The 13,265-nt window shown below is 33.9% G+C and carries 12 protein-coding genes; 5 read left to right on the top strand and 7 right to left on the bottom strand.

Going from position 1 to position 13,265, the window contains the following annotated elements; genetic code table 11:
- The first annotated feature begins 424 nt into the window (after positions 1-424).
- The 5 genes from M0R16_01530 to M0R16_01510 all read left to right on the top strand — a co-directional run bounded on the left by M0R16_01530 (position 425) and on the right by M0R16_01510 (position 7,634).
- Complete coding sequence (locus M0R16_01530; protein MCK9611567.1) at positions 425-1,171, top strand: hypothetical protein; 747 nt, start codon at positions 425-427, stop codon at positions 1,169-1,171.
- A 540-nt stretch (positions 1,172-1,711) separates the two neighbouring features.
- Complete coding sequence (locus M0R16_01525; GenBank protein MCK9611566.1) at positions 1,712-4,333, top strand: N-6 DNA methylase; 2,622 nt, start codon at positions 1,712-1,714, stop codon at positions 4,331-4,333.
- Between the two features lie 27 nt (positions 4,334-4,360).
- The gene (locus M0R16_01520) at positions 4,361-4,873 is read left to right on the top strand and encodes a hypothetical protein (GenBank protein ID MCK9611565.1); all 513 of its coding nucleotides are present in this window, start codon (positions 4,361-4,363) and stop codon (positions 4,871-4,873) included.
- 287 nt (positions 4,874-5,160) lie between these two features.
- On the top strand, positions 5,161-5,682 hold the full coding sequence (locus tag M0R16_01515) for a hypothetical protein (protein ID MCK9611564.1): 522 nt from the start codon (positions 5,161-5,163) through the stop codon (positions 5,680-5,682).
- A 125-nt stretch (positions 5,683-5,807) separates the two neighbouring features.
- Positions 5,808-7,634 (top strand): hypothetical protein, encoded by a 1,827-nt coding sequence (locus M0R16_01510; GenBank protein MCK9611563.1) that lies wholly within the window; start codon positions 5,808-5,810, stop codon positions 7,632-7,634.
- A gap of 44 nt (positions 7,635-7,678) precedes the next feature.
- On the opposite strand, the gene M0R16_01505 is transcribed toward M0R16_01510, so the two are convergent.
- The 7 genes from M0R16_01505 to M0R16_01475 all read right to left on the bottom strand — a co-directional run bounded on the left by M0R16_01505 (position 7,679) and on the right by M0R16_01475 (position 13,193).
- Positions 7,679-7,921, bottom strand: a complete 243-nt coding sequence (locus M0R16_01505; protein ID MCK9611562.1) for a hypothetical protein — start codon at positions 7,919-7,921, stop codon at positions 7,679-7,681.
- Between the two features lie 277 nt (positions 7,922-8,198).
- On the bottom strand, positions 8,199-8,900 hold the full coding sequence (locus M0R16_01500; protein ID MCK9611561.1) for a YdcF family protein: 702 nt from the start codon (positions 8,898-8,900) through the stop codon (positions 8,199-8,201).
- 51 nt (positions 8,901-8,951) lie between these two features.
- The gene (gene argF / locus M0R16_01495) at positions 8,952-9,950 is read right to left on the bottom strand and encodes an ornithine carbamoyltransferase (protein MCK9611560.1); all 999 of its coding nucleotides are present in this window, start codon (positions 9,948-9,950) and stop codon (positions 8,952-8,954) included.
- A 68-nt stretch (positions 9,951-10,018) separates the two neighbouring features.
- A complete protein-coding gene (locus M0R16_01490; GenBank protein ID MCK9611559.1) occupies positions 10,019-10,474 on the bottom strand; it encodes a hypothetical protein in 456 nt (151 codons plus the stop codon).
- 19 nt (positions 10,475-10,493) lie between these two features.
- A complete protein-coding gene (locus M0R16_01485; GenBank protein MCK9611558.1) occupies positions 10,494-11,303 on the bottom strand; it encodes a YIP1 family protein in 810 nt (269 codons plus the stop codon).
- Between the two features lie 7 nt (positions 11,304-11,310).
- The gene (arcC, locus tag M0R16_01480) at positions 11,311-12,258 is read right to left on the bottom strand and encodes a carbamate kinase (GenBank protein MCK9611557.1); all 948 of its coding nucleotides are present in this window, start codon (positions 12,256-12,258) and stop codon (positions 11,311-11,313) included.
- Positions 12,259-12,347: 89 nt separating this feature from the next.
- Positions 12,348-13,193, bottom strand: a complete 846-nt coding sequence (locus tag M0R16_01475) for a universal stress protein (GenBank protein ID MCK9611556.1) — start codon at positions 13,191-13,193, stop codon at positions 12,348-12,350.
- Positions 13,194-13,265: the final 72 nt, after the last annotated feature.

Raw genomic sequence — 13,265 nt, 5'->3', positions numbered from 1 at the left:
ATATTGACTTTTGAGACAGCCTCCTGATTAAACCCGGCCGCCTATATATTGCAGGATAAACAAAAAAATATATTACAAACACTTATTTGATAAGTTTTTTTTATATTTGTTGAGACGATTACAAATGCTTACAATTAATTACAAACGGAAAATAGAAAAAGCAATTCATTATTAAATAATAATTTAAAACACAAAAAACGGATTGCAGCTACAGAAGAGCTAAAGTAAAAATAAACGCAATGCGCTAACACAGGCGTTATATGCAACTATTTAAAAAAAACAAAGACCGGTTATTGCAGGCTGACCACCTGAAGTCGAGAATGTGCAAGTGAAAATCGACATGAAAAAATAGAGTAACCAGCACAATAAATTTGCTGACTGATTAGAAAAAATGTACTTTTGTTAAACTCAAATATTTATGAAAATGAAAAAATTAATTGTTTTATTGCTAATTATTTGTGTGGCATTTTCTTTTAATTCATGTAAGAAATCGACCGAAGTTACACAACCAACGACAAATTCTCAGAATATTTCTCCACAAGACAATTTGTTTGATAACCTTATTTTGAAAGGCTATGATAAGTACAAATTGACAAAGTTTTCAGAATACCTTTTACCCTTAAACATTAAGGAAATTGATGTTTTGGAAATAATGGATGATCATATTACATTTCAGGTATTTTCGGGCGATGGTGAATTAATAGTCAACGCAGACAAGTATCTCTTAGATAAAAAAGTTTATAAAATCATAAAGACGAACGATTCGTATATAATATATGGCGAAGATTGTTCTACAGATGTTAAATATAATTTCGTAACAAAAGACTTTTTTGTGACTCTTGAGGGACAGGAAACAAATATCAACAAATTTGAATTCGAAGATGCCCCTGTAAAAATTTGTAGCGATTTTATCATATTATCAACTCTACTTCATGAATTTGTTATGCAAGGTTTAGTTCACGATTTATTACCAAATTTTGGTCTTAAATATAAATATCAAGGTACAGCAGTTGGTTTTCATTTGAACCATTCCGACTCTGAGTATTGGTGTAATCATGATTATAAAGCCATTTTAGCTGCTCATCCTGGTTGGTTCGGTACAGGTGTAACAATTTCTTGTATTTGGGAAGGACTTTTATGTATGTGCACAGCAAATTTTTACTCAAATTAATAAAATCATGGTACTAATTCATCCAGCAATAATAATAATACTATTAATAACACTATTAATAGTAGTTGTTTTGAGTTTTGTGTTTATATTTAAGCATGAAGAAAAACAAGCACACAAAATATTGTGGTCTTTGTTTGTACTGTTTATTCCATTTTTAGGTGCATTCATTTACATCATTAAGTATATAGTAGAAGTAAATCGGAAAAAAGTACAAGTCGCACATTGACTTTTGTTTTCACTAATAGAACAGGGGACTTATTATTAATCTCCCCTGTTTATTATTTTAATTCTCTGATACGATTAATGACATAAAAACTTATAACATGCATATAACTTTGTGTGGCAAGCAGCGGCGGGTAAGGGTTTGCAGACAGTGCAGTGCTTTTATTTAGCGGTCGGTTTGGTGGACAGGAAAGTACTTCTATCACCGCCGCCGACTTGCCACACCGGTTCGTTACCAACAAGGCAAAAAAAGTGCATTCGCAGATAAATTGGAGGAATAAAATTTAGATTATCTTTGGGTTTTATAAAAAAAACTAAATGGACTCTTTTAATACAAACATATTAAGAAAACTAATTTCACCTTGGAATGGAGATAAAGGCTTAATCAAAGAACTTGAAAATTTTTCAAATTATTTAGGCTGGTATCCGAGTGATATTATTGAAGATAAAAATAAAAATAGTATTACAACTGGACATTTATTTGTTGAACATGGTCTTGAAAATTCTGCGGTAATTTCATTTATACAATCAAAATATTTATTCACTAAACTGACTGAAATAGAAAAGTTAAATCTTTTTAGTGTCTCTTATAATAATCTTGTTGATTTACATATATCAATAGATCGTCTTAATGCTTGTGGAACCCATAACAGATTAGGAGAAAATAATCTTATACATTTTGGAAGTAACGAAGATGAAATAAATTTAAAAAGTAGTACTTATTCAGAGTTACTTCAGGAGAGACGAATAAAACCTATTTATAAAACTCTTGATGATACCATTATAGACACAATTTCATTTTGGAAACGAATAATTTCGTCAGAATTAGACAACACTGTTAACAATGAACAATTATCATCTTTTTTTAATTCAATTATTTTTCTCAGAGCTATTGAAGATTACAATTATAATTTATCACCAGGAGCTTTCAATAAAAATAATTTAAATAGGATTCTTGAATCTCAAAAAATTGAAAAATATTCAAATCTTATTCTTAATTTTCTTGAACAATATAAAATAAAAGATATTCCAAATGATTTGATTGATTTTAATATTTTAAAAGTATTCGATAAACTTAATTCTAGAACACTATATCAATTATTTCAAGACTTTTACCAAAATAAGTATTCCCATTATGAATATGATTTCTCAATTATTTCCAAACATGCTTTAAGCAGACTTTATGAGAAATATGTTTCAATATTGGAAATAAAAGAAACTGAACAATTAAGTTTCTTTTCTCCTATCCCTGAAGAAAAATTCAATAAAAATTCAGGGAGTTATTATACGCCACAGTTTATTGCTAGATTTTTTACTAAATATCTTGAATTCAACATTAAAGATATTTATTCGAAGAATTTAACAATTTTAGAGCCTGCGGTTGGTTCAGGAATTTTTATTAGAACTTTTCTTGAAAGACAAATTGAAACTAACCATAAAGAAGGTTTAGATAATAATATATTCAAGAATATCATTGCTGTCGATAAGAACAAAACAGCATGTAATGCTGCAAATCTTTCATTATCATTATTACATTTAGTGTCATATGGCGAATTGCCAAAAGATAAAATACAAATAGTAAATGATGATTCTCTTGCATTTTTCAAGGAGTCAAAATATGAAGAAAGTGTAGATATTATTATATCAAATCCTCCATATATTAAATACAACTCCCTAGATGCAATTACAAGAAAATCATTGAAGGAATTTCTTGGCGAGTTGAGTTTTGGTAAAACTGATCTGTACATAGCATTTGTCAAAATTGCTATACAAACACTAAAAGAAGGTGGCTATGGTTGTTTTGTCCTACCAAATACATTTCTTACAACAGATAGCTGTCAGAGTATACGCAAAGAGTTATTTGATACTTGCTCGATAGAATGTATTGTAGATCTTTCTGACAATAGACAGAGAATATTTGAAGAAGCTGGAGTTTATCCCATATTATTGATTTTTAAAAAATCAATAATAAAATCCAATGCAATTATCTCAAAGATTCAAGATAATACAGGACAAGCTATACATCATATTTTGAAAAAAGATTATGTTGAAAATGATAACTTTTCGGTTTATGAGGTAGATCATAATTTTTTTAATAGAAACAAGTGGTTCTTATTACCTCCAACAGAATTAAGTCTTAAAAACAAAATATCAAAAAATCCAAATATAAAAGATTTTTTTGATGTTAGAACAGGATTTGCCTCGGGTCATGTTGATGCATTTACACTTTCAAAAAATCAAATTCCCAAAGGTGAAGAGTCAATCTATGTTCCATACTTAGAAGACAGAAAAATGAATTCCTTTTCACCAAGGAAAGAAGTTGAAGAATATTTTTTCTACCCGTTTATAAATGACTCAAAGATTTCAGAGGAAGAACTTCTGAATAATTACCCTAAAACATATAGACATCTTAAAAAATTTGAATCTGATTTATTAAAAAGAAATGAAGTTAAAAAAGGTAATATAAAATGGTGGATGCCTAATAGACCGAGATCGCCCAAATTTATGTTAGTCCCTAAGATTTTAACGCCACATTTAATATTTACACCTAAATTCAATATTGATATTGAAGGAAAATTTGCAATCTCACGCTCTCCATTTTTAGTATTAAAAAAAGAATATGACAACACTGACCTACTATATTATTTTACAGGCATTTTAAATTCAACAGTTTGTCTATGGTATCTAATATCCCATGCTCCAAAATACCAAAATGGTTTTGCTATGCTTGAGCCAACATATATTAAAGGATTGCCAATACCTTCTCCTTTTCAGGAGGATACGAATAAAAGAAAACTTGTTCAAGATGTTTTAAACCTTGTCAAAAAGCGAATTATTAGTAATGAATTTGAGTCTTTAGGTTTAGAGAAACAAATTGATTCGACTGTAGCAGAATTATATAACTTAACTTCAACTGAAAAATCTTTTCTCAACATTTAAGATAATATGCCTATTGTTTTAGAAAATATGAAGATACATCATAGAAGCAATGAAATTAGGAAACTAATGCAACCTCTTTCTAGAAATGGAAACTCCGTTTCTTCAAAAGTTGGAACATCTCCAAGAGGATTCATTGTTTTTGGAGCTTTCGGTGGTTCTAATCCACATAGTACGAATCATAAAGATTGGTTTTTTAAAACTCAGAAAACGGGATATAATGCTTCTTATTTTGAGGTTTGGAAAGATAATGGCTCAAATTTCACATTAGAAAAAGCTTACTTCAAATTGATGTTAAATAAAGACAATGTGAATCAAGAATTATTGTCATTACATATAGACCCTTTAGAAAATGAATGCCGATATAAGCAAGGACCTCATTTGCATATAAAGACAAATAACAATCTTATTTCGAAAGCTCATATATCACTTAACTTAAGTGATTTGTCAGAAGTTGTAAATTCTTTTGATAAATTTAAGACTGCTTATAAAGGTGCATTATTAATGATAAATGAAGAAATAATAACAAAGCCCAGTTGGTAACATTTTGTATATTCCATAAGGGTTTCAGTGGTATGCGAAGCTCATCACCCGCATCATTCCTTCGTCTCGGTTGATAGGAACGTAGCTCCGCAATCCCTTACTGGTCATACCGCCAACGTTATTCGTGCGCTTTAGATGTTTTATTCTGCCTTTTTTTAAAGTATTGGAATTGGGTTTAAAATCATATCCCGATTTTATTTCAATAACCCCTTGTTCTGGCTAAAAAACTGTCCATGATGTGTGTTCAAAAAAAAATTAAAAGTATCTTTGCATATAAATAATTAATTATGGAAGATTTTCTCGACATACTGAAATATATACTGCCTTCGGTGGTGGTTTTTATCACGGCTTATTACATATTAAAAGCTTTTCTGGAAAACGGAACCCGCAAAAAAATGCTCGAAATCAAGCTGAACAATCAGGGTGTGATTACACCCTTGCGCCTGCAGGCATACGAACGCATTATTCTTCTCCTGGAACGCATTTCGCCGGGAAGCCTCATCATACGCCTTGCCAAATCCGATATGAGCGCCAAAGAACTGCAGGCCCTCCTGGTGCAGAGCATTCGTGACGAATTTGAGCACAATTTATCACAACAGATATATATTTCTTCCACCGCCTGGGAACTGACACGAACCGCCAAGGAAGAGATGACAAAGATGGTGAACCTTGCTGCGCTTAAACTCAACGAAACAGCCACAGCAGCCGACCTCGGCTCGATGATATTTGAGATGTCGTCTCAGCAGGCCAAACTGCCCGTAAGCAACGCTATTGAGTATATCAAAAAAGAAGTAAGGCAAATGTATTGATTTTATTGAGATACGGGTATGTCTTTTGCTTTTGAACTTTCAGTTATTACATTAGGGTTTTATAGGATACTTTTAATCTTTGTGATGAAAAAACACTAATAGGTACTGTTTTATTGCATGATATTATGAGGGATAAAAAGTCATGGATGCCTTACTTGTTTTTTTGTATAGCTTGTTTGGCAATATTGTTAATTAGGCTTTTTACGCCATATTCAGATTCGTTAAGCTGGGATGTTTTCGGGTATTATTTGTATCTGCCGGCAACTTTTATTTACAATGACTTAGGCTTAACCGACCTCAAATGGATTGAAACAATTATCCAGAAATACGGAAATACAGAGTCCTTTTATCAGGCATATCCGGGGCAGGAAGGTTTTTGGGTGTTAAAATACCCCATGGGGCTTTCTTTATTTTATGCGCCTTTTTTTCTTTTAGCACATATTTATGCCGGATTGTTCGCATACCCGCAAGATGGATTTACATGGCCTTATCAGGCTTTTATAAGCTTCGGTGTAACAATATATGCATTTATCGGCTTGTATTTTTTTCTTAAAATTCTGAAAAAATTTTTAAGCGATAAAATTGTTGTTTTTGTAATATTATTATTTGTCTTTGGAACCAATTACCTTATGTATTCATCATCATCAGGACTTATGCCGCATAATGTCCTGTTTATGTTAAACGCAATGCTGATATGGTATGTGATGAAATGGGATGAGAACAAAAAGATAAAATATGCAGTAATTACCGGGCTGTTATTAGGATTAATAACAATATCAAGGCCAAATGAATTAATATGTATAACTTTTGTGGCAGTATGGATTTTATGGAAAAAAGACAATATTAAAACTTACTGGAAGCGTTTATTATGGCTCATGCCGTCATTTTTTTTAATAGTTTTTCCGCAAATGCTTTACTGGAAAATAACATCGGGACAATGGATTTTTTACAGTTATCAGGATCCTTGTGAAGGGTTTGACTTTGATGAGCCTTATTTGCGGCAGTTTTTATTTAGTTACCGTAAAGGTTGGTTTTTATACACGCCTTTGGCCGTTGTATCAATTTTCGGATTCCCATTTATGTATAAAAAAAACAAACGCTTATTTTTTTCGACACTTACTTTCTTAGTACTTTCGGTTTATATTATTTCAAGCTGGTCTTGTTGGTGGTATGCTGATGGATATAGCCAAAGAGCTGTTATATCTTTATATATTATCCTTGGGCTTTCTCTTGGTTTTTTACTGGATTGGATTTCGGTAAAAAGTAAAGCGATAAAAATTATGTCAGTCTTTATACTCCTGTTTGTCCTGCTGCTGAATTTATTTCAGTTGTGGCAATTTAATCATGGAATACTCAAAGGAGATAGAATGACCAAAGAATATTATTGGAAAACATTCGGCAAAACAAATGTTTCGGAAAAAGATTTAAGCCTTTTATCACACGATTCAAGAATAAATGAAGATACTGTTCAAATCAAATTTAATGCGCTTCCAAAAGAAATATATTGCATTTTTGATAAAATAATATTCAGCAGTAAAGCTTTAAAGAAAATCACTAAAGATAGTTCAGTTCATAACAGGTTTTATTATACTATTGATACTGCTGAAGAATTTTCTCCCGATATCACTTTACCTTATAGAAAATTAGATGGTGATTTTTTCTGGTTAAAAGTAACAACCTGCTTCTATTGCCCGGCAAACAACATTCAAAAGCCTCCATTTCTTATTATATCTACAATTCATAAAAAAGCGAATTGTAAATATTATGCTATTCCAATGAAGCCCGATACCTTAAACCCCGGCAAGTGGAATACTTTAACCAAACTATATTTAACCCCTGAAATCCGTAGCAGGAAAAAAGATAAGTTAATAGTATATATTTGGAACCCTTATCAAGCTAAGATTTATATCAGTGGGCTTAAAGCGGAGCTATATAAATTTCAAGGGAACTAACCTGAAATAGAATTATTAACTAAAATTTCTCTTTAGTAAGAAATTTACTGAGCTAATCCAAGTTTTGCTTTTATTCCGGCAGGAATGGCGTTTTTATGCACCAGTATGGCAATGGTATTGAGTTTTACAAAATCCTCCGATAAAAACCAATAGCCTTTTTCCCCTTTTTCTGTTCCCCACGAATTTTTCACCAGGTAATATTTCGCTCCATTTTTTCCTTTTCCCATTCCGGTAATATGCATCAGGTGGTCATCGGTAACAGTATAATTATCAAACCCAGATTCCAATACTTCAAAAAAGTAGAATAAAACATCTAACTTTTAAGAAAATGTCATTTTTACTTTGGATGTTCATTTCTTAGTTGATTCGTCATTACAATATGCTGATTCACTTATGCTTATATGATTAATTTTCTAATGACGGTCATTCGAAATAAATTTATAAATAACGAATTTGGGGTTAAGTGATAAAATTATTTTTTTTGTAAGCAATCTAATGTATAACTACTGTGTTTGCTCCGGGTTATTTTAGAACAATATGCTTACACATGAGGAAATAATTTAACTAATCAAAACTTTTGCTGCTGTCACCTCTGATAGGGATTTTTTCTCCTCCAAATTTCGGGCTGACATTAAAAAGCACTTCGAAAAAAGCCTTAACATTTGCAAATGTCTCGCGGATTTTCAGGTAGTTGATGCTTGAATATTTCCTCATGTCGGAAGAATAACCGTAAGCTTCCAGGCCTTTTTTACGGGCGATATACAATGCCCGGTGCAGGTGAAATTTCTGAGTAACAATTATCACACTGTCAACTTCAAACACATCGCGGGCACGAACCATGGAACTGTAGGTGTCAAACCCTGCATGGTCTGTAAATAAAACACTGTCGGGAACGCCCTTTTTTTCCAAATATTTTTTCATGCCATTCACTTCGTCATAGGTTCGGGTACCATGGTCGCCGCTGAGCAGAAAGCGTTTTATTTTGCCTGATTTATAAAGTTCCAGTCCTTTGTCAAGCCGGTCAGCCAATATCGGCGATGGTTCTCCGCTTGCATAAACGCTGGCTCCCGGTATCAGGGCTGTATAACTTTGAGGCACTTTGTCAATTTTGCTATGGATATATTTACCCGAACTGATGTAAATTATAATATTTGCAAACACAAATAACACCACAAGGCAAAGTATCAAATACCTGAAGATTTTTTTCAGCCGGCATTTTGATAATTTATCATGCAAACGAATCAAAAAGGCTCTGAAATTCCTCATAGATAACGTTCAACAATATTATGTCAAACGCTTTTTTACTTAGTTTATTTCTTAAGCCAGTGTTGCCACCATCACTGCTTTTATGGTATGCAGGCGGTTTTCGGCTTCGTCAAACACTACAGAGTTTTTCGATTCAAATACATCTTCGGTAACTTCCATGCCATTCAGGCCATATTTTTTGAAAATCTCTTCTCCAATAGTTGTTTCCCTGTTGTGGAAGGCCGGAAGGCAATGTAGGAATTTTGTATTCGGGTTGCCTGTGGCTTTCATCAATTGGGCATTTACCTGGTAGGGCTTCAAGAGTTTAATGCGCTCCACCCAAACGTGGTCGGGCTCTCCCATAGATACCCATACGTCGGTGTAAATAAAGTCAACACCTTTTACAGCAGCTTTTGGGTCATCGGTAATTGTAATTTTCGCTCCTGTTTCTTTGGCAATTTTTTTACATTCTTCCACGAGTTTTTTATCCGGCTGGCAAGATTTTGGCGCTCCGGCTCTGAAATCCATTCCCATCTTTGCAGCGCCACACATCAGGGAATTGCCAACATTATTTTTGGCATCCCCAACAAAAGCTATTGACATTTTATGGAGTGGTTTGTCGCAGTGTTCCATCATGGTCAGGAAATCAGCTAAAATCTGTGTGGGATGAAATTCGGTTGTCAATCCGTTCCAAACAGGCACCCCGGCATACTTGCCCAGTTCTTCGACAATATGTTGTCCGTAGCCGCGGTATTCAATACCGTCATACATTCTTCCCAGTACACGGGCCGTATCTTTCATGGATTCCTTTTTACCCATTTGTGAGCCGCTGGGGCCTAGGTAAGTTACATGAGCTCCCTGGTCAAGTGCCGCCACTTCAAAGGCACAGCGTGTGCGTGTGGAATCTTTTTCAAACAAAAGTGCAATGTTTTTACCTTTCAGCCTCTGCTGTTCCGTGCCTGTGTATTTGGCTGCTTTCAAATCTGCCGACAATTTCAGTAAAAACTTCATTTCTTCGGGTGTGAAGTCAAGTTCTTTTAAAAAGTTTCTGTTTTTTAAGTTAAAAGCCATAAATCCTCCATTTTATTTTAATTATTAATACTTACTTTTTTGATTTTAATGATGAGCTACTTTTCTTTTCACCTTTGTTTTTCTTTTTTATCATAATACCAAACAAAAAATAATAAAGCCAATGAGGCGGCAGAGCACAACAATATTCCGTACCTTACATTGAATAATTTCCATATCAGAAAAACGGTTATCAGTGCTGTTGAAATTATTGCCGCATAGGCTGGGACTTTAACAGCATATTTTTCTTTGATTTTAATATGCTTATTGAATATGCTTACGCCTGCAACAGTTAGAAAACAAAGAAAAACCAGCCAACCCGGGAAAAAATAAAGTCCTACCGCCATGGCTTTATTATAAAATCCCACAGTAACATCTGCCCAGGGCAACCATGTGGTAAACATACCAAACAATGCGAGTACAAAATAAACATAGTTTTTCAAAGGCAGGTTTCGGAAATACCTTGTTTCGCCAGCTTGCCAATGTTTAACCTTTTCACCAATTTCATTAATTTCAGGCAAACTCATAAAATACAATTGGTAAAATCTAAAAATTAATGCCATGGACAGCTGCCCGAAATACGGCCCAATAAATCAGTCCGAAAATCCATTTTATGGAATAATAAATTCCATAGAGCGCTCCGATTGAGGCAAAGAAGTATCCTATTTGATTGTTCTTAGGCGTTTTCATCACTACAGGCAGCCCCATCAACAGGATAAAAATTCCGTATAGCCCGGCAAGGTGTGCAATAATTGAAAGAAAAGGTACTATGAAAAAAGTACCGGCAACAAAAACCGGGGTAAACGAATAGGTTGTGAGCTGCATGGCGCGGCCAAAATTCTTTTCGGTCTTAAAGGCAGGTGCTAGGGCATTGATTACAACAGCGCCAACAATTATTGCAGTAAAAGCAGCAAGGATAAAAACAAATGCTTCGAGAAAACCTGTGCCAAAGCTTCTTTGCCAGATAGTTTCATCAATAAAGCCGAAATTCAGGTGGGTACGCCTCCCGATAAGTCCATAACCTAAAATTAATGATGTAATGGGAATAATTGCTAAAATCAGCGAATACCCAAAAATAAGCATGGGAACTTTAGGCTTTTCAAGAGCTACAGTTTCCCATTCTGTTTTAGGCTTAAACATAATGTTGATGGCTCTTGTAAAGATATTGCCGCTTTTAACTGCATTGAAAACCTCGGCAGGTTTAACATCTGTAAAATCTTTTATGTCAATATTCTTGTCTTTAGCGGTATCTTGTGAAGGTGGTTCTTGTTCAGGAATCTTATATCCGCATACATGACAAAATTTTGCTCCTTCCTTGAGGGGAGTCTGGCACTGTGGGCAAATTAATGGATGCATAATTTAACTATTTTGATTTAACAATTTTGGTTCCGCAATCTAAATTGGAGAGTTGAGAAGCTTCGGTAATTATGGCTTCACCTTTCCCATTTTCGGTGAAATTGATAGCTGCTCTTATTTTAGGAGCCATGCTCCCCTCGGCAAAATGGCCTTCGGCAAGGTATTGTTTTGCCTCTTCCACTGTTATCACATCCAGTTTTTTTTCACCGGGCTTGTGAAAGTTGATACAAACTTTAGGCACATCGGTAAGGATAAAAAATTCATCGGCGTGTATTTGCAATGCAAGCAGTGAAGACGCGAGGTCTTTATCAATAACAGCATCAATGCCTTCAAGAAAGTTGGGTTTTTTATAATAAACGGGAATGCCACCTCCGCCAACAGCAATGACTATTTGTCCGTTACGGGCAATATTTTCGATGGTATTACGATTCCCAATCTGAAGCGGCACAGGCGAAGCCACCACTTTTCTCCATCCTCTGCCACGGGGATCCTGGGCAAAAACGGATTTGCTTTCGTCGGCCATTTTGTCGGCTTCTTCCTTGGTATAAAAAGGGCCAACAGGTTTTGTGGGGTTGTTAAAAGCCGGATCATTTTTGTCAACCAATACCTGAGTAACAATGGTAATAACATCTTTATTTAATCCTTTTTCTTCTAAAAGATTTCGAAGTTGTTGTTCAATAACATAACCAATAAAACCCTGTGAATATGCACCACAAATATCCAAAGGCATTTCGGGTATGCCAAACAAGCGAGCTCCTGCAATATTCTGTAATAATATATTCCCGACTTGAGGTCCGTTACCATGAGTGATAACAATGTCATATTTATTCTTTATCAGCTCAATCAGATTGTTGCAGGTTTCCCTTGCATTCTGTTCCTGTTCGTGTATGGTGCCTTTTTGCTCACCTCGAAGCAAAGCATTTCCGCCGAAAGCTACGACAGCAAGTTTATTCATAATTATAGTTTTTTGGATAAAAAAGCAAATCTATAAATAATTATTGAATTATCAACTATTTATGCAGCTTTTCAATATAAAAGAAATGATTATGCAATACCGCCGCCTAAAAAAAGGTCACGCTGGTTAACACATAATATTGGGGTTTTCTGAGGATTAAAAATAAGCTTAAAATCAATTTCACTTATAGGCTTTGATATTTTAGGAGGCCTTATCATAACAATAAACAAGTCGGATTCAATACTTTCTGCGTATTTAAGTGCTTCATCAGTATAATCTTTATAACTGCCCTGTGAAGTTTCTGTAACAAATTTTATCCGATTCTTAACAAAGTACCTTTCACACATTTCAATAACACGATATTGTCTGTATTCCCGTTCTTTGTTTCTCAATGTAGCAGGGCTAATGGTGTAAATATAAATAGTTGCATCCGTCATTTTTGCAAACCTGACAGCCCATGTTGCTTTTTGCCTGCTACCATCAGTATCATCTAAAGGGAAAAATATTTTTTTATAGGTCTTGTATTTTATATCTGATTGAACAACAAATACAGGAACCGGAGATGTAGTGATAACCTTCATAACTCCGGATGATACTTTCTTGGGTTTATTAACCCCCATTAACATAAATGAAACATGCTCTTTTTCCGAAATATGCCTGATACGTTTAATAGGCACATTTTTTAACAAATAACTAGTCTCTATTCCTTGTTTTTCGTGTAATTCCTGCGCCAGAAATCTTATTTTATCTTCCAGATTTGTTTTGGAAAGATGTGATGTCCTTAAATATTCCTTTGTACCTTCATCAAAAATGTTTAATATTTTAATAGAATATTTAAATAAACGGGCCAACTCAATTAAAAAATCTTTTGCGTTGACTGAAACTGATGTAAAATCATAAGGAAACAATATTACCGGCTTATTTTCATGTTCCATATTTCAAAATTTTGCATAAATATATAAAATAATTTCTTTGTATGCAAATATTAAATATTTTTTTTTAAAAAA

It is taken from the genome of Bacteroidales bacterium, from assembly GCA_023228145.1.
Taxonomy (GTDB): domain Bacteria; phylum Bacteroidota; class Bacteroidia; order Bacteroidales; family CAIWKO01; genus CAIWKO01.
The sequence above is the reverse complement of the archived record's forward strand: the minus strand, read 5'-3'. Positions and strand labels throughout refer to the sequence as shown.